Annotated in this window: 24 protein-coding genes; 5 read left to right on the top strand and 19 right to left on the bottom strand. The window is 72.4% G+C overall.

Translation table 11 applies throughout. The features are described 5' to 3' along the window. The first annotated feature begins 5 nt into the window (after positions 1–5). Positions 6–578, top strand: coding sequence for a cob(I)yrinic acid a,c-diamide adenosyltransferase (locus tag LX15_RS20110; protein WP_253671161.1), 573 nt, complete (start codon positions 6–8; stop codon positions 576–578). Positions 579–728: 150 nt separating this feature from the next. Here LX15_RS20110 and LX15_RS20105 read toward each other — a convergent pair whose 3' ends face one another. Both LX15_RS20105 and LX15_RS20100 read right to left on the bottom strand, forming a co-directional pair. After that, positions 729–1,160: a DUF2550 domain-containing protein gene (locus LX15_RS20105; RefSeq protein ID WP_253671160.1), complete on the bottom strand. Its 432-nt coding sequence runs from the start codon at positions 1,158–1,160 to the stop codon at positions 729–731. Between the two features lie 22 nt (positions 1,161–1,182). Then, positions 1,183–1,548 (bottom strand): F0F1 ATP synthase subunit epsilon, encoded by a 366-nt coding sequence (locus LX15_RS20100; RefSeq protein WP_253671159.1) that lies wholly within the window; start codon positions 1,546–1,548, stop codon positions 1,183–1,185. 122 nt (positions 1,549–1,670) lie between these two features. Between LX15_RS20100 and LX15_RS20095 the strand changes: the two genes are divergently transcribed. Both LX15_RS20095 and LX15_RS20090 read left to right on the top strand, forming a co-directional pair. After that, positions 1,671–2,189, top strand: a complete 519-nt coding sequence (locus tag LX15_RS20095; protein ID WP_253671158.1) for a SigE family RNA polymerase sigma factor — start codon at positions 1,671–1,673, stop codon at positions 2,187–2,189. Between the two features lie 3 nt (positions 2,190–2,192). Further along, entirely contained in the window at positions 2,193–3,530 is a 1,338-nt protein-coding gene (locus LX15_RS20090; RefSeq protein WP_253671157.1) for a hypothetical protein, read from the top strand. A gap of 84 nt (positions 3,531–3,614) precedes the next feature. Here the strand turns inward: LX15_RS20090 and atpD are convergent, their stop codons facing one another. The 17 genes from atpD to rpmE all read right to left on the bottom strand — a co-directional run bounded on the left by atpD (position 3,615) and on the right by rpmE (position 17,420). Further along, the gene (gene atpD / locus LX15_RS20085) at positions 3,615–5,042 is read right to left on the bottom strand and encodes a F0F1 ATP synthase subunit beta (protein WP_372502761.1); all 1,428 of its coding nucleotides are present in this window, start codon (positions 5,040–5,042) and stop codon (positions 3,615–3,617) included. Position 5,043: 1 nt separating this feature from the next. Then, a complete protein-coding gene (locus LX15_RS20080) occupies positions 5,044–5,976 on the bottom strand; it encodes a F0F1 ATP synthase subunit gamma (RefSeq protein ID WP_253671155.1) in 933 nt (310 codons plus the stop codon). An 8-nt stretch (positions 5,977–5,984) separates the two neighbouring features. Then, on the bottom strand, positions 5,985–7,631 hold the full coding sequence (gene atpA, locus LX15_RS20075) for a F0F1 ATP synthase subunit alpha (protein ID WP_253671154.1): 1,647 nt from the start codon (positions 7,629–7,631) through the stop codon (positions 5,985–5,987). 66 nt (positions 7,632–7,697) lie between these two features. Beyond that, entirely contained in the window at positions 7,698–8,525 is an 828-nt protein-coding gene (locus tag LX15_RS20070; RefSeq protein WP_253671153.1) for a F0F1 ATP synthase subunit delta, read from the bottom strand. 22 nt (positions 8,526–8,547) lie between these two features. Continuing rightward, on the bottom strand, positions 8,548–9,090 hold the full coding sequence (locus tag LX15_RS20065; RefSeq protein WP_253671152.1) for a F0F1 ATP synthase subunit B: 543 nt from the start codon (positions 9,088–9,090) through the stop codon (positions 8,548–8,550). A 28-nt stretch (positions 9,091–9,118) separates the two neighbouring features. Then, complete coding sequence (locus tag LX15_RS20060) at positions 9,119–9,340, bottom strand: ATP synthase F0 subunit C (RefSeq protein ID WP_073485103.1); 222 nt, start codon at positions 9,338–9,340, stop codon at positions 9,119–9,121. An 86-nt stretch (positions 9,341–9,426) separates the two neighbouring features. Beyond that, positions 9,427–10,221: a F0F1 ATP synthase subunit A gene (gene atpB / locus LX15_RS20055; RefSeq protein WP_253671151.1), complete on the bottom strand. Its 795-nt coding sequence runs from the start codon at positions 10,219–10,221 to the stop codon at positions 9,427–9,429. Between the two features lie 46 nt (positions 10,222–10,267). Further along, positions 10,268–10,477: an AtpZ/AtpI family protein gene (locus tag LX15_RS20050; RefSeq protein WP_073485101.1), complete on the bottom strand. Its 210-nt coding sequence runs from the start codon at positions 10,475–10,477 to the stop codon at positions 10,268–10,270. A gap of 62 nt (positions 10,478–10,539) precedes the next feature. Next, a complete protein-coding gene (locus LX15_RS20045; RefSeq protein ID WP_253671150.1) occupies positions 10,540–10,998 on the bottom strand; it encodes a Cg1360 family ATP-synthase-associated protein in 459 nt (152 codons plus the stop codon). Between the two features lie 58 nt (positions 10,999–11,056). Continuing rightward, entirely contained in the window at positions 11,057–12,223 is a 1,167-nt protein-coding gene (locus LX15_RS20040) for a glycosyltransferase family 4 protein (RefSeq protein WP_253671149.1), read from the bottom strand. A gap of 16 nt (positions 12,224–12,239) precedes the next feature. Next, positions 12,240–13,523 carry a serine hydroxymethyltransferase gene (gene glyA / locus LX15_RS20035; RefSeq protein ID WP_253671148.1) on the bottom strand — a complete coding sequence of 428 codons (1,284 nt, stop codon included), beginning with the start codon at positions 13,521–13,523 and terminating at the stop codon, positions 12,240–12,242. Between the two features lie 110 nt (positions 13,524–13,633). Further along, positions 13,634–13,798 carry a hypothetical protein gene (locus LX15_RS20030; RefSeq protein ID WP_253671147.1) on the bottom strand — a complete coding sequence of 55 codons (165 nt, stop codon included), beginning with the start codon at positions 13,796–13,798 and terminating at the stop codon, positions 13,634–13,636. A gap of 30 nt (positions 13,799–13,828) precedes the next feature. Further along, entirely contained in the window at positions 13,829–14,230 is a 402-nt protein-coding gene (locus LX15_RS20025) for a Uma2 family endonuclease (RefSeq protein WP_253671146.1), read from the bottom strand. A gap of 82 nt (positions 14,231–14,312) precedes the next feature. Then, the gene (locus tag LX15_RS20020; protein ID WP_253671145.1) at positions 14,313–14,963 is read right to left on the bottom strand and encodes an L-threonylcarbamoyladenylate synthase; all 651 of its coding nucleotides are present in this window, start codon (positions 14,961–14,963) and stop codon (positions 14,313–14,315) included. 66 nt (positions 14,964–15,029) lie between these two features. Continuing rightward, the gene (gene prmC, locus LX15_RS20015; protein ID WP_253671144.1) at positions 15,030–15,893 is read right to left on the bottom strand and encodes a peptide chain release factor N(5)-glutamine methyltransferase; all 864 of its coding nucleotides are present in this window, start codon (positions 15,891–15,893) and stop codon (positions 15,030–15,032) included. Between the two features lie 10 nt (positions 15,894–15,903). After that, positions 15,904–16,989, bottom strand: coding sequence for a peptide chain release factor 1 (gene prfA / locus LX15_RS20010; protein WP_253671204.1), 1,086 nt, complete (start codon positions 16,987–16,989; stop codon positions 15,904–15,906). A 218-nt stretch (positions 16,990–17,207) separates the two neighbouring features. Next, positions 17,208–17,420: a 50S ribosomal protein L31 gene (gene rpmE / locus LX15_RS20005; RefSeq protein ID WP_253671143.1), complete on the bottom strand. Its 213-nt coding sequence runs from the start codon at positions 17,418–17,420 to the stop codon at positions 17,208–17,210. A gap of 158 nt (positions 17,421–17,578) precedes the next feature. Between rpmE and LX15_RS20000 the strand changes: the two genes are divergently transcribed. Both LX15_RS20000 and LX15_RS19995 read left to right on the top strand, forming a co-directional pair. Beyond that, positions 17,579–18,001, top strand: a complete 423-nt coding sequence (locus LX15_RS20000) for a hypothetical protein (RefSeq protein ID WP_191892502.1) — start codon at positions 17,579–17,581, stop codon at positions 17,999–18,001. A gap of 117 nt (positions 18,002–18,118) precedes the next feature. Beyond that, positions 18,119–18,499: a hypothetical protein gene (locus LX15_RS19995; RefSeq protein ID WP_253671142.1), complete on the top strand. Its 381-nt coding sequence runs from the start codon at positions 18,119–18,121 to the stop codon at positions 18,497–18,499. Positions 18,500–18,585 lie beyond the last annotated feature (86 nt).

The following is an 18,585-nucleotide window of genomic DNA, read 5'->3' as shown; positions in this document are numbered from 1 at the left end:
CGCCCATGGCCGTGCATCTGACCAAGATTTACACGCGCGTCGGCGACAACGGCACCACCGCCCTGGGCGACGGCAGCCGCGTCCGCAAGACCGATCCCCGGCTGGTCGCCTACGCCGACGTCGACGAGGCGAACTCGGCCATCGGCGTCGCCGTGGCGCTGGGCGCGCTGCCCGACGACGTCGCCGCCGTGCTCCGCCGCGTGCAGAACGACCTCTTCGACGTGGGCGCGGACCTGTGCACCCCGATCGCGCCGGACCCGAAGTACCCGCCGCTGCGCGTCACGCAGGCCTACGTCGACCGGCTGGAGGGCTGGTGCGACGAGTACAACGCCCGCCTGACCAAGCTGAACTCGTTCATCCTGCCCGGCGGCACCCCCGGCGCGGCCCTGCTGCACCAGGCGCGCACCGTGACCCGGCGCGCGGAGCGCAACACGTGGGCGCTGCTGGAGGCGGACGAGGAGCGGACGAACGTCCTCGCCGCGAAGTACCTCAACCGGTTGTCCGACCTGCTCTTCATCCTGGCCAGGACCGCCAACCCCGACGGCGACGTGCTCTGGCAGCCCGGCGCCAACGGCTGAGCCCGCCGACGGCTGAGCCCGCCAACGGCTGAGCCGCGACCGACCGGGCCAGGAACGGCTCCGACCCGCCCCGCGCACCTCGTTGTCGGGTGCCGCGCGGGCGGGTCGGCCGGGTTGGGATGAGGTCGGGATGAGCGGGAGGTCGGCCCCTCAGGAGGCCCAGGGGACCTGGCGGCCCGGCGGGGCCGACTCCAGCCACGACAGGAAGCCGGTGAGCGCGTCCGGGCCCATCGCCAGCTCCACGTCCCCGTCGGTGGCCCGACAGGTCAGCACGGTGGAGCTGAGCGGCATCGCGTAGGTCTCCGTGCCGGTGGGCTCGCGACGCGTGGAGATCTCCAGTCCGTCCCGCCGGATGATCCGGTCCGGCCCCGACCGCACGCTCAGGATCCGGTACCAGGCGAACTCGTCGCCCCGGTACCGCCCGATCCCGAGGTGCCAGCCCCTGCCGGACTCGTCGAGCCGGGACCGCAGCGCCACGTCGACGCCCCCCTGGCGGAGCAGGCGCAGTCGACGCCAGGCGAGCAGGGCGAGCGCGACCGCCACCGCGAAGAGGACCACCCCGACGATCTCGGCGATCCACACGGCCCGGCCCGCCCGCGCCGTCTCAGGCTGCGTGTCCGGCCGCCCGCAGACGTGCGATGGCTCGTGCTCGCGCCTCGTCGTCGCCCTGGCGCAGGTCCTCCCTGGCCCGCTCGACGTCGATCTCGTGGGCGAGTTCGGCGGCCTCGGCGAGCACGCTCACGCCCTCGCCGGTCACCGAGAGGAAGCCGCCGTGGACCGCGGCCGTGGTCACGTCGCCGTCGGCGGTGGTGATCCGCACGACGCCGCCCTCCACGAGCTGGCCGAGCAGCGGCTCGTGCCCGGGGAGGATGCCGATCTCGCCCTCGGTGGTCTGGGCGACCACGGCCGTCGCCCTGCCGGACCACAGGCGGCGCTCGACGGCGACAAGCTGGACGGACATCTCGGCCACGCGCATCTCCTTCGTCGGTCCTCCTCGCGCAGTCTAGACGGTGCCGTGGCAACCCCGGCGCGGCGTCCCGGTGTCCGAGGGGACGACGGGTCGCCGGCCGGTGGCCCACGACCGTGACGGGGGTGGTGGTGGCCGACACGGACGCCGACTTCGGCGACTTCGTCCGACACAGATCCCAGGCCCTGCTCCGCACCGCGTACCTGCTCTGCGGCGGCGACCAGCACGCGGCCGAGGACCTGCTCCAGGAGGTGTTGGAACGCGTCTACGCGCGCTGGCGACGCATCAGGGGCGACGCCGAGCCCTACGTCAGGGCCGCGCTGGCCAACGCGGCGGCCAACCGGTGGCGCCGCCGGGCGCGCCGGGTCCGCGAGGCGCCGCTGGAGAGCGCTCCCGACCCCGCGACGCGCGGCCACGAGGACGCGGTCGCCGACCGGGACCGCGTGGTCTCCGCGCTCTCCCAGCTCCCGCCCCGCATGCGCGCGGTGCTGGTGCTGCGGTTCTTCGACGACCTGTCGGAGGCGCAGACCGCCGCCGCGCTCGGCTGCGGTCTCGGCACCGTCAAGAGCCAGACCTCCCGCGGTCTGGCCCGGCTCCGGGACCTGCTCGGAGAACCCCAGCTCATCGCGCAAGGAAGGCACTGAACGTTGGACACCGAGCTGCTGAGCCGGTCCCTGAGGGACGCCGCGTCCACAGTGGACGTCCGATCCGGATTCCCCGAGCGCGTGCTCCTCGGCGCGCGGCGCCGCAGGGCGCGCCGACGCGCGCTCGTCGTGGGCGCCACCGCCGTGCTGACCATGGTGGTCGGCGTCGGCTCCGCCGCCCTCTGGCGGCACCCCTCGCCCGCCGCCGTCGCGACGGACCTCCGCCTCGACCAGCCCACCCGCGGCGACCTCGCCGGCGACCAGGAGTTCCTCGCCACCGCCGTCCGGGCGTGGGAGGAGGGCCTGCCCCGGTCGTGGAACCGCGCCAGGGGCGTCTTCGACGACCGCAGGGGGAAGCCCCACGTGTACTGGGCGGGGACCACCCCCGCCGGGCGCGCCGCTGTCGTCCTCCAACGGGCGTTCCTCCACCCCCACGGCGACCTGCCCCCCGCCGACACCGACAGGGAGGTCACCCTGACCGGGCTGGTCGGGGTCGACCCGGCCGACGGCGCGGTCAAGCTCCTCGGCGACGGCTTCCCGTCCCACGGCGACACCCTGACCGGCTTCCAGTTCGGACCCAACGACCGCACGGTCCTCGTCCCCGACCCCGGCACGCCCCTGTCGGTCTCGGCGAACCCCAGGTTCGAGGGCGACAGCTCGGTGCGGGACTGGCACCCGATGCGGGCGCTGGACGGCGTCCAGGTCGCCGAACTCCCCGGGGAGAGCCGAGCCGACACGATCGCCGTCGAGAGCAGCCCGGCGGGCGGCGGCAGGGACCACCGCACGCGCGTGCCCCTCGTCCGCGCCAGGCAGTACCTCGGCCTCGCCCCGTCGGGCGTGCGGCTCGACCCCGGGCTCGGCTGGCGCACGGGCGTGACCTGGGTCGGCGGTGACCCTCGGCCCCGGCCGGAGGACCTGCTGAACCACTTCCAGGAGGCGCTGTGGCGGGCACGCGCGTACGACCCGTACGCCCGTGAGCACGGGGTCCCCCGGTGGCTCGTCGCCACCAGGGTCGACGGCCGACCGGTGCTCGTCGGCGAACTCGTGTCGGACTCGCAGCCGGCCCAGGTGTACGTGGTCAGCGGTGAGGGCGCCGCCGAACGCACCACGCGCGTCGGCCCGGCGGACCCGGCCGCCGAACTCCCGGTCCAGGTCCCCCTGCCGGACGGGCAGGGCTGGATCGTGGCCAGGCCCGGCGCCCGGATCAGCTACTTCACCGAGGAGCGCCGGTGGGTCCTGCTCGGCCGGGACGCCGCCCTGGTGCCCGACGGCCGGCCCAGGGTCGACGTCGAGATCGTCCCTCCCGACGGGGGCAGCCGGATCATCCCGCTCCAGCGGTGACGACCCGCCGCCGAAACGCCGAGGGCCGGGCTCCCCGAGGGGAGCCCGGCCCTTCCGCACACGCGGACGTCCGGCGCGCTCAGCTCACTTGCCGGTGAGCTTCTTGTAGTTGGCCTCCAGGTCGTCGAGGCCACCGCACATGTAGAACGCCTGCTCGGGCATGTGGTCGAACTCGCCCTTGCACAGCTTGTCGAACGCCTCGATCGTCTCCTTGATCGGCACGTTCGAGCCCGGCTGGCCGGTGAACTGCTCGGCGGCGTACATGTTCTGCGACAGGAACCGCTCGATCCGGCGGGCCCGCTGCACCAGGACCTTGTCCTCCTCGGACAGCTCGTCCATGCCGAGGATGGCGATGATGTCCTGGAGGTCCTTGTACCGCTGGAGGATCCGGACGACCTCGCGGGCGACGCGGTAGTGCTCGTCGCCGATGATCGCCGGGTCCAGGATCCGGGACGACGACGCCAGCGGGTCCACCGCCGGGAAGATGCCCTTGGAGAACACCGCGCGGGACAGCTCGGTGGTGGCGTCCAGGTGGGCGAAGGTCGTCGCCGGGGCCGGGTCGGTGTAGTCGTCCGCCGGCACGTAGATCGCCTGCATCGAGGTGATCGAGCGGCCCCTGGTCGAGGTGATCCGCTCCTGGAGTTCACCCATCTCGTCGGCCAGCGTCGGCTGGTAGCCCACGGCCGACGGCATCCGGCCCAGCAGGGTGGACACCTCGGAGCCGGCCTGGGTGAACCGGAAGATGTTGTCGATGAACAGCAGCACGTCCTGGTTCTGGACGTCGCGGAAGTACTCCGCCATGGTCAGCGCCGACAGCGCGACCCGCATCCGGGTGCCCGGCGGCTCGTCCATCTGGCCGAAGACCAGCGCGGTGTCCTTGAGGACGTTGGCCTCGCCCAGCTCCAGGATGAGGTCGTTGCCCTCACGGGTCCGCTCGCCCACGCCGGCGAACACCGAGGTGCCGCCGAAGTTCTTGGCGATACGGTTGATCATCTCCTGGATGAGCACCGTCTTGCCGACGCCCGCACCGCCGAACAGGCCGATCTTGCCGCCGCGCACGTACGGCGTCAGCAGGTCGATGACCTTCAGACCGGTCTCCAGGACCTCGGTCCTGGGCTCCAGGTCGGCGAAGGACGGCGCCTTGCGGTGGATGCCCCAGCGCTCGGCGTCCGCGGCGTAGCCCGGCTCGTCCAGGCAGTCGCCCAGGGCGTTGAACACGTGGCCCTTGACGACGTCGCCCACCGGCACCGAGATCGGGTCGCCGGTGTCGCGCACCTCGGCGCCCCGCACCAGGCCGTCGGTCGGCTGCATGGAGATCGCGCGGACCAGGTTGTCGCCCAGGTGCTGGGCGACCTCCAGGGTCAGGGTGCGCTCGACGCCGGCGACCGACACGTTGACCTTGAGGGCGTTGAACAGCTCCGGCACCGCGTTGCGGGGGAACTCGACGTCCACGACCGGACCGATGACGCGCGCGACGCGCCCCGTGCCGGTCGCAGTGGCAGTTGCAGTCATGTCACTCATCACTTCCTGCGGCGGCCAGCGCGTCGGCGCCACCGACGATCTCGCTGATCTCCTGGGTGATCTGGGCCTGACGGGCCTGGTTGGCCTCGCGGGTGAGCGTGCGGATCAGCTCGTTGGCGTTGTCCGTCGCCGCCTTCATCGCCCGCTGCCGGTTGGCCAGCTCGGAGGCCGCCGACTCCAGCAGCGCGGCGAACAGCCGGGTCTTGACGTACTTCGGCAGCAACGCGCCGAGCAGCGTGTCCGGGTCCGGCTCGAACTCGTACCCCGGCGGGGGCGTCGCGGGCTTCTCCTCGGAGTACTCGACCTCCAGGGGAGCGACCCGCTTGGCCACCGGCGTCTGGGTGAGCATCGAGCGGAACTCGGTGTACACCACGTGCAGCTCGTCCACGCCGAGCACGCCGTCGGCTCCGGGAGCGGAGCCCTCGTCGTCCGCGCCGGCCAGGAACGCCTGGACCAGCGTGTCGCCGACCTCCGAGGCGTTCGTGTAGTGCGGGATCTCGGAGAAGCCCGTCCACGACGCGGCGATGGTCCGCCGGCGGAACCGGTAGTACGTCAGGCCCTTGCGGCCCACCACGTACAACACCGGCTCCTTGCCCTGCTCGCGGAGCAGGGCCTGGAGCTCCTCGGCGGCCCGGATGACGTTGGCGTTGTAGCCACCGCACATGCCCTTGTCACTGGTGATCACCAGGACGCCGGCCCGCTTCGGCCGCTCCCGCTCCACCAGGAACGGGTGGTCGAGGCGCGCCGACCCGGCCAGGGCGGAGAGCACCCGGACGATCTCGTCGGCGTACGGCTTCGACGCCTGCGTCCGGGCCTGCGCCTTCGCCATGCGCGAGGTGGCGATCAGCTCGTAGGCACGAGTGATCTTCTTGGTCGACTGGACGGACTTGATCCGTCCACGAAGGGCCCGAAGTTCAGCAGCCATGGCTCACGTCACTTCTTGGCCGGGGCCGGCTTGTGCACCTTCACCGACTCCTGGCCGACCTTGCCGGCCTCCATCGCCTCGGCCGCGGCCTCGTTGACCACCGAGGACCCGTCCGAGGCGGTGAACTGCCGCTTGAACGCGGTGATCGCGTCAGCCAGCCGCTGCTCGTTCTCGTCGGAGAGGTCCTTGGTCTCCCGGATCTCCTCCAGGATGCCCTTGTGGTTGCGCCGCAGGAAGTCCAGCAGCTCGGCCTCGAACCGCCGCACGTCCTCCACCGGCACCGAGTCCAGGTGGCCCTTGGTGCCCGCGTAGATCGAGGCGACCTGCTCCTGCGCCGCCAGCGGGCTGTACTGCGGCTGCTTGAGCAGCTCGACCAGCCGCGCGCCCCGTTCGAGCTGGGCCTTGGACGCCGCGTCGAGGTCCGACGCGAACGCGGCGAACGCCTCCAGCTCGCGGTACTGCGACAGGTCGAGGCGCAGCGAGCCCGCGACCTTCCGCATGGCCTTGATCTGGGCGGAGCCACCGACGCGGGAGACCGAGATACCCACGTTCACCGCGGGCCGCACGCCCTGGTTGAACAGGTCGGACTCCAGGAAGCACTGGCCGTCGGTGATGGAGATGACGTTGGTCGGGATGTAGGCCGACACGTCGTTGGCCTTGGTCTCGATGATGGGCAGACCGGTCATCGAGCCGCCGCCAAGCTCCTTGGACAGCTTCGCGCAGCGCTCCAGCAGACGGGAGTGCAGGTAGAAGACGTCACCCGGGTACGCCTCGCGGCCCGGCGGACGGCGCAGCAGCAGCGAGATGGCCCGGTAGGCCTCGGCCTGCTTGGTCAGGTCGTCGAAGATGATCAGGACGTGCTTGCCCTGGTACATCCAGTGCTGGCCGATGGCCGACCCGGTGTACGGGGCCAGCCACTTGAAGCCGGCCGGGTCGGACGCCGGGGCGGCCACGATGGTGGTGTACTCCAGCGCGCCCGCGTCCTCCAGCGTCTTGCGCACGGCCGCGATGGTGGAGCCCTTCTGGCCCACCGCCACGTAGATGCAGCGCACCTGCTGGTTCGGGTCGCCGGTCTCCCAGGCGGCCTTCTGGTTCAGGATGGTGTCCACGCAGACCGTGGTCTTGCCGGTCTTGCGGTCACCGATGATGAGCTGCCGCTGGCCCCTGCCGATCGGCGTCATCGAGTCGATGGCCTTGATGCCGGTCTGGAGCGGCTCCTTCACCGGCTGCCGCTCCATCACGGTCGCGGCCTGGAGCTCCAGCACGCGGCGGTCGTCGGCGACGATCTCGCCGAGGCCGTCGATGGGCTGGCCGAGGGGGTTGACCACGCGGCCGAGGAAGCCGTCGCCCACCGGCACGGACAGCACCTGGCCGGTGCGCTTGACCTCCTGGCCCTCCTCGATGGTCTCGTAGTTGCCGAGGATGACCGCGCCGATCTCGCGCACGTCGAGGTTCAGCGCGACGCCGAGGACGCCGCCGGGGAACTCGAGCAGCTCGTTGGTCATCGCCGAGGGCAGGCCCTCGACATAGGCGATGCCGTCACCGGAGTAGGTGACAACGCCGACCTCTTCCCGGCTGACCTCCGGGGAGTAGCTGGAGACGTAGTTCTCGATCGCACTGCGGATCTCGTCCGACGAGATCGTCAGCTCCGCCATGTCGTTCCTGCTCTCGGTTCGTACTTGGGAAAGGGGCTCGGAGTGGGCTGCGCCGGGCCGTCTCGCCTACCGGGCCAGCTCGCGGCCCAGGGCCTGCAACCTGCCGACGACGCTGCCGTCGATGACCTCGTCGCCGACACGGACCACCAGACCGCCGACCAGCGACGGGTCCAGCTCGACGTGCAGGGCGACCGGTCGGTTGTAGATCCGCCGCAGGATGGCGACCAGCCGCTCCTGCTGGGCCTCGCTCAACGGCACGGCGGACCGGACGTGGGCCACCGAACGCTCCCGACGTCGCGCCGCCATCGCGGCCAGCTCGTCGAGCCCGTCGACCACGTCGACCCCGTGCGGCCGGCTCACCAACTGCTCGACCAGGGTCATCGTGACCGGCTCGACCCGGTCGGCGAGCAGTCGCCGAACCAGGTCGACCTTGCCCTCGGCCGGCGAGACCGGGTCGGACAGCAACCTGTCCAGCTCCGGCTGCCCCGACACGATCCGGCCGAGCCGGAACAGCTCGTCCTCGACCGCGTCCAGCCGCTCGTCCCGCTCGGCCCGCGTCAGCAGGGCCGTGCGGGCCAGCGTCTCCACCCCGGCCACCAGCTCACGCGGGCTGGACCAGCGGGCGGTGACCACCGAGGTGAGCACGTCCAGGGTGGCCGCGCCGACCTTGCCCTCCAGCAGGCCCCGGACCAGCCGCTCGCGGCGGCCCGGATCGGTGGAGGCGTCGGCCACGGCGCGGCGCAGCGAGGGCTGCTGGGTGAGCAGCCCGGCGACGGCGAACAACTCGTCGCCGAGCTGGCCCAGGCCCGCGCTGTCGAGCCCCGCGCTGACGACCTCCTGCAACCGCTGCTCAGCGGCGGCGAGGGCGTCCCGGCTCGCGGCGTGCAGTGTCATCGACTGTCATCCCCCGCCCGTGTCACTTCGCCGCCGGAGCGGAGACCGCGTCCAGCTCGTCGAGGAACCGGTCCACGGTGCCGCGACGCCGAGCCTCGTCCTCCAGGGACTCGCCGACCACCCGGCCGGCGAGGTCCACCGCGACCCGACCGAGGTCGGCCCGCAGCTCGGCCACGATCTGCGCCTTCTGAGCAGCCAGTTGCGCCTGGCCCTGGGCCACGATCCGGTTGGCCTCGGCCTGGGCCTGCTCCCGCATCTCGTCGACGATGCGCTGGCCCTCGGCCCGCGCGTCGTCCCTGATCCGGGCCGCCTCGGCCCGCGCCTCCGCGAGCTGGGCCCGGTACTGCTCCAGCGTCCGCTGGGCCTCGGCCTGGGCCGCCTCGGCCTTGGCGATCCCGCCCTCGATCTTCTCGGTGCGCTCGGCCAGCACCTTCTGGAAGAGCGGGAGCACCTTCTTCCAGAAGACGAGGCCGATGATCACCAAGCAGACCGTGGACCAGACGATGTCGTAGGTCGCGGGCAGGAGCACGTTGTGCTCCGCCGCGATCACGGTCTGGCTGTTCACGGTGGTCACCGCCTAGTGTCGAGTGAGGTCAGTAGATGTAACCGGCGATGAGGCCGATCAGGGCCAGGGCCTCGGTGAACGCGATACCGAGGAACATGGTGGTGCGGAGCTGGCCGGACAGCTCGGGCTGGCGGGCCATCGACTCGGCGGTCTTGCCCACCAGGATGCCGACGCCGATGCCCGGTCCGATGGCGGCGAGGCCGTACCCGATGTTGGTGATGTTGCCGGCCAGCTCAGCGGCGATGTTCATCTGTCCTGTTTCCCTTTCCGGTAGGCCCCGCCCGGTGTGCGCCCGGGCGGGGTCATCCCAAACCTGTGAGGTCGGCGGACGCCGACTCAGTGCTCGTGCATCGCGAGGTCGATGTACACGGCGGTGAGCATGGTGAAGATGTAGGCCTGAAGGAACTGCACCAGGAGCTCGAACAGGGTGAACACGAAGCCCATGGCGAAGCTCAGGACGCCGACCGGCTTGAACAGGGCGCTCGCCTCGAACAGCAGGAAGCTGGTGGCGCTGAAGAACAGCACCAGCATGAGGTGGCCGGCCATCATGTTGGCCAGCAGACGCACCGTCAGCGTGAACGGCCGCAGGATGAACGTGGAGACCAGCTCGATCGGCATGACCAGCGGCAGCATGTAGACGGGCACGCCGGTCGGGATGAGCTGGTTCTTGAGGTAGCGGCCGAAGCCCTGCGACTTGATGCCGGCGTAGTTGAAGACCACGTAGGTCACGACCGACAGCACGAGCGGCAGGCCGACCACCGCGCTGCCCGCGATGTTGAACAGCGGGATGACACCGGCGAGGTTGCAGGCCCAGACCAGGAAGAAGAACGTGGTCAGCAGCGGCAGGAACCGGCGACCGTTGTCCCGGCCCATGACCTCCTCGGCGATGTGGATGCGCACGAAGTCCAGCGCGTACTCGCCGAGGTTCTGCACGCCCCTGGGCACCAGCTTCGGCCGCCGCATCGCGATCAGGAAGAACCCGGCGACGACCACGGTCATCACCAGCCGGATGAGCATGATCCGGTTGATCTCGAACGGCGTGCCCGCGAAGAGCAGGGCGCCCGGGAAGAACTCTTCGATGGACGGCTTGTGGAAGCCGCCCTCGCTCGCGGCCAGCACACTCGAGGCCACCCACTGCGCGTTCAGTGTGGTCTCCCTGCACTCGCGGCCGGACTGGTCAGCCCCGGCCGTGACGGACGTACACGATGTAGAACCCCAGGACGAAGCCGAACCCCAGCCCGATCGGGAGGAAGATCCGGCTGTCGTTCGCCCAGTCCACGAGGTACCCGATGCCACCCCACACGACGGGGCCGGCAACGAGGGTGCTGATGAGCCTCCAGACGTCGCCGTCACCCGTTGAGGTGGTTTTGTCCGTCTCGTCACTCATCCCAGCGCGCACCTTACCAACCAGTTGACCGAACCTCGAACGGCAGGGGTGGACTCTTTCACCTAGGGCTGTTCGGGCCGCTCCACTGAGCCACCCTGACCGCCCCCCGCTCCGGGGTCCACGTACGGCACCTTGGCCTTCAGCACCGCGCGGGTCTCGACGGCGAGCACCCCGACCAGGGCCACCGCGGCGACGATCCCGAACACCGCCTTGCTCATGAACTGCTGGTCCCGCAGCGCCATCAGCAGCACGAACAACAGGACCATCTTGAACAGCCACGACCCGAGCACCGCCGCCGCCGTGGTGCTGGGCGGCGCGTTCACCGTCGCCAGCATGACCACCGCCGTCACCAGCAGGAACCCGCCGGCGGTCGCGGCGCCCACGAGCGCGCCCCACAGGCCGGGCATGCCCTGGACCAGCCACCCGACGAGCGCCGCCACGGCCGTGCCGAGCACCAGGACGATCCCGGCCTGGCGGAGGGCGGACCGCAGCGCGTCGGAGACGTTCGTCGTCGTAGCCACGTGACCGATTGTCACCCACGTGGCCGGCAGTGCCCGATTCGGGTACAGGTCGGGCCGCTCACCCGCGTCGCGCCTCGCGCAACCGGGGGACGGCGGAGGCCAGGAGGGCGACCAGCAGACCCAGGCCGACCCCCCAGCCGACGACGAAGGCGTCGAACAGGGTCAGGGCGACCGCGCCGAAGGCGAGCACCGCGGCCCACAGGTAGATGAGCAGGACGGCGCGACGCTGCGAGTGCCCGATCTCCAGCAGCCGGTGGTGCAGGTGCATCTTGTCGGGGGCGAACGGGCTGCGCCCCGCCCTCGTGCGCCGCACGACGGCCATCAGCAGGTCGAGCAGCGGCACGAACAGCACCGCGGCGACCACCAGCAGCGGCGACAGCAGGGCGATGGCGTCCTTGGCCCCGACGCCGGCGTTGACGTAGTCCAGCCGCCCCGAGGCGGTCGTGGAGGCCGCGGCCAGCATGAGCCCGATCAGCATCGAGCCGGAGTCGCCCATGAAGATCTTGGCGGGCTGGAAGTTGTGCGGCAGGAAGCCCAGGCAGGCGCCGGCCAGCGTGGCCGCGAGCAGCGCGGGGGGGTAGGTGCCCACGTCGCCGTTGCGCTCCGTGAGCAGCCCGAGGGAGAACGCGCAGGTCGCGGCGGCGGCGATCATGCCGATGCCGGCGGCGAGCCCGTCGAGGCCGTCGACAAAGTTCATCGCGTTGACCATGGTCAGCACGAGCAGCACGGTGAGCAGCCCACCCTGGTTGCCGGACAGCAGCAGCACCGAGCCCAGGCTGGTGTCGTTGCCGCCCCACGGCAGCCAGAAGGCGAACCACTGCACGCCGAGGAGCACCAGCACGCCCGCCGAGGTGGTCTGCCCGGCCAGCTTGGTCAGCGAGTCCAGCTCGAACCGGTCGTCCAGCGCGCCGACCAGCACGATCACCGCGCCGGCGATCAGCACGGCCTGGATGTCGAAGGTGTAGTCGAAGGCCCTGCGCAGCACCGGGAGCTGGTGGGCCAGCCACAGGCCGGCCACGATGCCGCCGAACATGGCCACGCCGCCCATGCGGGGCATGGGCTTGACGTGGACGTCCCGCTTCCTCGGGTAGGCGACGGCGCCCACGCGGATGGCGAGTAGCCGCACCAGTCCGGTGAGCAGGAACGTCACCGCCGCGGTGACGAGGCAGACGAGGGCGTACTCCCGAATCGGCAGACCGGGGACATTGGTAGGCAACGGGCCCACGGGATCAGCCTAAGCCCTACGACTGCCGGGGGTATGCCGGGTGCTCGGCCACGAGTTCGGCCACCTCGGCGGCCACCGCGGCCAGCTCCCGCTCCCCCTCCTGGGTCGTCTGGTCGGCCCGCACCGCCCGCGCGACCAGGTCGGCGACCACCGCCATGTCCGGCTCGGTCATGCCCTGGGTCGTCACGCACGGCGAGCCCACCCGGATGCCCGACGCGGTCGCCGGGGTCCGCGGGTCGTACGGGACGAGGTTCTTGTTCAGGGTGATGCGAGCGAGTTCACACCGGGTCTCGGCCTGCGCGCCGGTCACGTCCAGCTCGCGCAGGTCGAGCAGCGCCAGGTGCGTGTCGGTGCCCCCGGAGACCGGGCGCAGCCCCCGCTCGGCCAGCCCGGCGGCCAGGGCGCGCGCGTTCGCCACGACCTGGCGGGCGTAGGCGGCGTACTCCGGTCGCGCCGCCTCCCGCAGCGCCACGGCCTTGGCCGCGACCGCGTGCATCAACGGCCCGCCCTGGGTGAACGGGAACACCGCCTTGTCGATCGCCCTGGCGTGCTCGGCGCGGCAGAGGATCATGCCGCCCCTGGGGCCGCGCAGGACCTTGTGCGTCGTGAACGTGACGACGTCGGCGTGCGGCACGGGCGAGGGGACGGCGCCGCCGGCGACCAGGCCGACGAAGTGCGCGGCGTCGACCATGAGGACCGCCCCGACCTCGTCGGCGATCTCCCGGAACGCGGCGAAGTCGATGAGCCGGGGGTAGGCGGTCGCCCCCGCGATGATCATCCTGGGCTCGTAGGCCAGCGCCAGGTCGCGCACCTGGTCGTAGTCGATCAGCTCGGTGTCCGCGCGCACGGTGTAGGAGACGGACTGGAACCACTTGCCGGAGAAGTTCACCCTGGACCCGTGGGTCAGGTGCCCGCCCTGCCGCAGGTCCATGGCCAGCACCCGGTCGCCCGGCTGGAGGAAGGCGGCGTAGGCCGCGAGGTTCGCCGACGCGCCGGAGTGCGGCTGCACGTTGGCGTGCTCCGCGCCGAACAGCTCCCTGGCGCGCTCCACCGCCAGCTCCTCCGCGCGGTCGACCTGCGCGCACCCGCCGTAGTAGCGGTGGCCCGGGTAGCCCTCGGCGTACTTGTTGGACAACGTCGAGCCGAGGGCGGCCAGCACGGCCGGACTGGTCAGGTTCTCGCTCGCGATGAGCTGCAACCCGCCGCGTTGCCGGTCCAGCTCGCCCAACACCACCTCGGCGATCTCGGGATCGGTGGCCTGGAGGGCGGCGAAGTCCGGCCCCCAGAACGGCGTGCTCACCACTGGTCGGCTTCCTCTCGGCTGGCGGTGATCAACACGCTACCGGCCGGGACCGGGGCCGGCACGAGCAGCCGGCGCGCGCCCGCCCGGCCAACGGCTCCGCCGCCGGGTCAGGGCTCCAGCAGGTCCGCCGGGTCGAACCGGATCGGGAACGGCGGCTCGGTCTCGAACACCTCGCCGTTGCTGGCCGACGCCAGCGGAACGTGACGACCATCCTCCAGCCGGAGCTGGGTCACGGTGACCTTCTCCTCCGCACGCTTGACCTCGACCCGCATGAAATACGGAACGCCGGCATCCGCTCAGATTCACGACCGGTCAATCCAGTCGCAATACCGACCCGCCGACGAAACGCATTCCACCGGCATCACGAACTTCTCCGCCGGCACCCCCACGACACCTGCCGCTGATTCCCTGAGCACGCTGACGTCCGGCTCGATCCAACTGTCAGGAGAGAAGAGCAGGTTGAGTGGCCCGCCGTACACCACGTGTCCGCTTTCCCGTGCAGGTGAGTACAGCAGCATGCCCAGAATGAACGCGGCGTGCACGTTGGCCGCGGACTCATGGGGACTCAACACCAGCCTCCCGTTCACGCACTCGTGCCTGGCTTCCTCCAGGCCCTCCACGGGGAGGTAGCGCTCGGCGAGGCGGGTGTTCCACGCGCCGGCGAACTCGGCGAGCGGATCGAACGGCAGGTCCTGGTCGCGCACGGCCCCCGTGATCACCCCCCTCGGCGAGGCCGAGTGTGATCACGGGGGCCGGTCGCGGCAACTCCGTGAGCGTCCCTCGCGTTCAGGCGAGCTGGTCGACGTCGATCTCCAGCGCCTCGGCCACGTCGGCGCGGCTGATCGCGCCCTCGCGGAGGATGCGGGCCTGGGAGCCGGTGAGGTCGACGATGGTCGAGGCGACCGGGTCGCCCGACGGGCCGCCGTCCAGGTAGACCGGCACCGACTCGCCGAGCTGGGCGCGGGCCTCGTCGGCCGTGGAGGCCGGCGGCTGGCCCGAGCGGTTGGCGCTGGAGACCGCCATCGGGCCGACCTCGCGCAGCAGCTCCAGCGCGACCGGGTGCAGCGGCATCCGCAGCATCACCGTGCCCCGCGTGTCCCCGAGGTCCCAGGCGAGCGAGGGCGCGTGCTGGAGCACCAGCGACAGCCCGCCAGGCCAGAACGCCTCGATGAGCCGCCTGGCCTGCGCCGGCACGGACATCACGAGGCCGTCGATGGTGGTCCAGGAGCCGACGAGCACCGGGACGGGCATGTCCCTGCCCCGGCCCTTGGCGGCGAGGAGGGAGTCGACGGCGGCGGAGTCGAAGGCGTCGCAGCCGATGCCGTAGACGGTGTCGGTCGGCAACACGACGAGCTGACCGGCCCGCACCGCGCCGGCCGCGGCGGCCAGCCCGGCCTGACGGGTCTCCGGCTGACGACAGTCGTAGACGGTGCTCACGGTCCCGATCCTGGCACGCCGGGGCGAGCGGGGGAGCACGACCCCCTCACCGCCGGCGCGGCGGGGTCAGCTCCGGCGCGCGGTGACGAAGCGCGGCCGTCCGGCGAGGTCGGGGTGGTCCACGACGTCGGTGAGCGCGCGCCGGGCGGCGAGCAGGGCCGGCGCCGACTCGCCGTGCGTGTCGTCGTGCTCGATCGCGACGGCCCCGCCCCTACGCAGCAGCCGGACCGCGCGGTCCACGACGTGCCGGATCACCTCCAGCCCCTCGTCCGGTGCGAACACCGCGTGGTGCGGGTCGTGCTCGGCCACCTCGGGCGGGACCGGAGTGCCCTCCGGCACGTAGGGCGGGTTGCAGACGACGAGGTCGACGCCGCCGTCGAGGTCGGCGAGCAGCTCGGGGTCGGCGACGTCGCCGGCGTGCAGGCGGATCGGGGTGTCGCCGCGGGCGGCCTGGTCGTCCGCGTTGCGGCGGGCCCAGGCCAGCGCGGCCGGGTCCCGTTCGACGGCGTGCACGACGGCGTCCGGCCGCTCGTGGGCGAACGCCAGCGCGAGCGCCCCCGACCCGGTGCACAGGTCGACCACGACCGGCGCGGTCACGCCGTCCAGCGCCCGCAGCCCCCATTCGAGGAGCAGCTCGGTCTCGGGGCGGGGCGTGAACACGCCGGGGCCCACGGCCAGGGTGACCCGGCCGAGGACGGCGGTGCCCAGCAGGTGCTGGAGCGGGACCCGGCGGGCGCGCTGCTCCACGAGCCGGCGCAGGGCCTCCACGACCTCGGTGTCGACCAGCGGCACCAGGGGCAGCCGGGTCCGCTCGACGCCCAGCACGTGCGCGGCCAGCAGCTCGGCGTCCACCCTGGGGCTGGCCACCCCGGCGGCGGCCAGGGCGCGCTCGGCCTCCAGCACGGCCACCCGCAACGGCTGTCGGCTCATGGGCCCCAACCTAGGCCCCGGCCCCGGCCGTGGCCGCCAGCCGCTCCGCGCGGTCGGCCGCCACGAGGGCGTCCAACACCCCGTCGAGGTCGCCGTCGAGCACCTGGTCGAGGTTGTACGCCTTGTAGTTCACCCGGTGGTCGGAGATCCGGTTCTCCGGGAAGTTGTAGGTGCGCACGCGCTCGGACCGGTCGACCGTGCGCACCTGGCTGCGCCGGTCCTCCGAGGCCCTGCGCTGCGCCTCCTCCTCGGCGGCGGCGAGCAGCCTGGCCCGCAGGACCTCCATGGCCCTGGCCTTGTTCTGGAGCTGGCTGCGCTCGTTCTGGCAGCTCACGACGATGCCGGTCGGCAGGTGGGTGATGCGCACCGCGGAGTCGGTGGTGTTCACGCTCTGGCCGCCGTGGCCCGAGGAGCGGAACACGTCGATCCGCAGGTCCTTCTCGTCGATGTCGACCTCGACGTCCTCCGGCTCGGGGTAGACCAGCACGCCGGCGGCCGAGGTGTGGATGCGGCCCTGCGACTCGGTGACCGGCACCCGCTGCACGCGGTGCACCCCGCCCTCGAACTTCAGCCGCGCCCAGACGCCCTCCGGGCCCGCGTCGCCGGGCCGGCTCTTCACCGCGACGGTGACGTCCTTGTAGCCGCCCAGCTCGGAGTCGGTGGCGTCGAGGATCTCGGTGCGCCAGCCCCGCCGCTCGGCGTAGCGCAGGTACATCCGGAGCAGGTCGCCGGCGAACAGCGCGGACTCCTCGCCGCCCTCGCCGGACTTGATCTCCACGATGACGTCGGAGCCGTCGTGCGGGTCCCTCGGCAGCAGCAGCTCGGCCAGCCGCTCCTCCAACCGGGGGATCTGGTCGGCGAGCTGGGCGGCCTCGCCGGCGAAGGCGGGGTCCTCCTCGGCCAGCTCGCGCGCGGCCTCCAGGTCGGCGCGGGCCTGCTCCAGCTCCCTGGCGGCGCGCACGACCGGGGTCAGCTCGGCGTAGCGACGGCCGAGCCGGCGGGCCGTGCCCGCCTCGGCGTGCACGGACGGGTCCGCGAGCCGCCGCTCCAGCTCGGTGTGCTCGGCGAGCAGCTCACGCAGGGCCGCCGCGTCCATCGCCACCGCCACGCTCCTCCTCTTCGGGACCCCTCCGGCCGCGGGTCGCGGCCGTACCGGGTGTCGTCACCACGCCGGCCGCACCGGCCGCGCCCCGGGTTCGCGGGACACCCGCGTCCGGCGCCGCCCTGGGCGCCCGGCCGGGTGACATCACGTGCTTCCTGACACGACGACGGCGCCCGCCCGGGAGATCCCCAGGGCGGGCGCCGTTGCCGAAGCTACTTCTTCCGCTTGCCGTAGCGGGCCTCGAAGCGGGCCACCCGGCCGCCGGTGTCCAGGATCTTCTGCTTGCCCGTGTAGAACGGGTGGCAGTTGGAGCAGACCTCGACGTGGATGGAACCGCTCTTCTTGGCGCTGCGGGTCGTGAAGGTGTTGCCGCAGCCGCAGGTCACCTCGGTGACCACGTAGTCAGGGTGGATACCCGTCTTCACCGTGTCCTGTCCTCTCCTCGTGGCCGCCGGGTCCCCGTGCTACTACCACACGTAGGGGTGAACCGGTGCCGGACTCGGCTGTCCAGTGTGCCAGACGCCCTGGCCAGAGCTACAACGCGCCCGGTGCGCCCGATGTTCCCCCGGCTACCCTCCCGACCATGTCCGACCGGATCGGCGCCCCCGGCGCGCCCCTGATCCCGCCGCTGCCGTGGGCCCTGAGCGCGTTGTTCCTGGTCGACGTGCCCCTGTTCCTGAGGGCGCTGTGCACGGCGGCGGCCGGGTGGCGGCCGGCCACCCTGGGGTCCCTGCTGTGGGTCAGCGGGTTCCTGGCGCTGGTCGCGTTGCGCGCCCCCGCCCTGCCCCGGCGGCTGCACCGGATGCTCGCGCGCTGGGGCCTGCCGGTGGCGTTGATCGTGGGCGGGTCCGCCGTCGCGACGCTCTGGCCGGTCCCCGTCGAGGGGACCGGGGTCGTCGTGGTCAGCGGGGCGCTGGCGCTGGGGCTCGGCGTGGCCGTCGTCGCGCTCCGCCGCCGGTCGCCGTGGCGACCGCCCGAGCCGATCGGTCCCGACGCCACGCGCTGAATCCCGCCACCGCGACCGCCGACCGTTCGGCGCACCGGGCGACCCACTCGCCGCGGACCCCCGACCGATCACCGCGACGGGGGTTTCGGCCGGCCGGCGAGGACCCATCCTGACGCCGTGCTGTGCGCTCTCGGCCGGCAGCTTCCCGTGCGGACGTGGTTGGCGCTGCCCCTGTTGTTCGTCGCGGCGGTCCTCGGGCTGACCGCCGTCCCGCTGCTGGTGGTCGGTCGTCCGATCGAGGTCTACGGCCCGTTGTTCGGGGCGGCGGTGGCGATCGGGTTCGCCACCGGCGGGGACGCGGCGTGGCGGGCCGGGTGGCAGCGGAACTGGTTGCGCTGGTCCTACCTCGCCGGGCTCGGCGTGGTCGGGGTGAGCCTGGACGGCGTCCTCCTGCCGGCCCTGGTCGCCGCCGCCGTCGGGCTGCCCTCGACCGCGGTGCTCGCCGTGCTCGTCCGCCGGCTCCGACGGGCCCCCTGCGTCCGCCCGTACCGGCTGTGAGCACCCCAGGTCCTGGCGCGGGGGCCGCCGTCGACGAGGACCCGGCGCGGAGCCGCGGGCGCCGGCCGCGTCCGTCCCCGCCGTGC

Source organism: Streptoalloteichus tenebrarius (genome assembly GCF_024171885.1).
Taxonomy (GTDB): Bacteria; Actinomycetota; Actinomycetes; order Mycobacteriales; family Pseudonocardiaceae; genus Streptoalloteichus; species Streptoalloteichus tenebrarius.
Note: the sequence above shows the minus strand (reverse complement) of the source record. Positions and strands in the feature narration are given on the sequence as shown.

Excerpts from the sequence above, each read along its gene's own strand:
- LX15_RS20110 (WP_253671161.1), top strand. The coding sequence starts at position 6 with ATGGCCGTGCATCTGACCAAGATTTACACGCGCGTCGGCGACAACGGC.
- atpD (WP_372502761.1), bottom strand. The coding sequence starts at position 5,042 with ATGACTGCAACTGCCACTGCGACCGGCACGGGGCGCGTCGCGCGCGTC.
- LX15_RS20080 (WP_253671155.1), bottom strand. The coding sequence starts at position 5,976 with ATGGCTGCTGAACTTCGGGCCCTTCGTGGACGGATCAAGTCCGTCCAG.
- atpA (WP_253671154.1), bottom strand. The coding sequence starts at position 7,631 with ATGGCGGAGCTGACGATCTCGTCGGACGAGATCCGCAGTGCGATCGAG.
- LX15_RS20070 (WP_253671153.1), bottom strand. The coding sequence starts at position 8,525 with ATGACACTGCACGCCGCGAGCCGGGACGCCCTCGCCGCCGCTGAGCAG.
- LX15_RS20060 (WP_073485103.1), bottom strand. The coding sequence starts at position 9,340 with ATGAACATCGCCGCTGAGCTGGCCGGCAACATCACCAACATCGGGTAC.
- LX15_RS20050 (WP_073485101.1), bottom strand. The coding sequence starts at position 10,477 with ATGAGTGACGAGACGGACAAAACCACCTCAACGGGTGACGGCGACGTC.
- LX15_RS20030 (WP_253671147.1), bottom strand. The coding sequence starts at position 13,798 with ATGCGGGTCGAGGTCAAGCGTGCGGAGGAGAAGGTCACCGTGACCCAG.
- prmC (WP_253671144.1), bottom strand. The coding sequence starts at position 15,893 with ATGAGCCGACAGCCGTTGCGGGTGGCCGTGCTGGAGGCCGAGCGCGCC.
- prfA (WP_253671204.1), bottom strand. The coding sequence starts at position 16,989 with ATGGACGCGGCGGCCCTGCGTGAGCTGCTCGCCGAGCACACCGAGCTG.
- LX15_RS20000 (WP_191892502.1), top strand. The coding sequence starts at position 17,579 with ATGTCCGACCGGATCGGCGCCCCCGGCGCGCCCCTGATCCCGCCGCTG.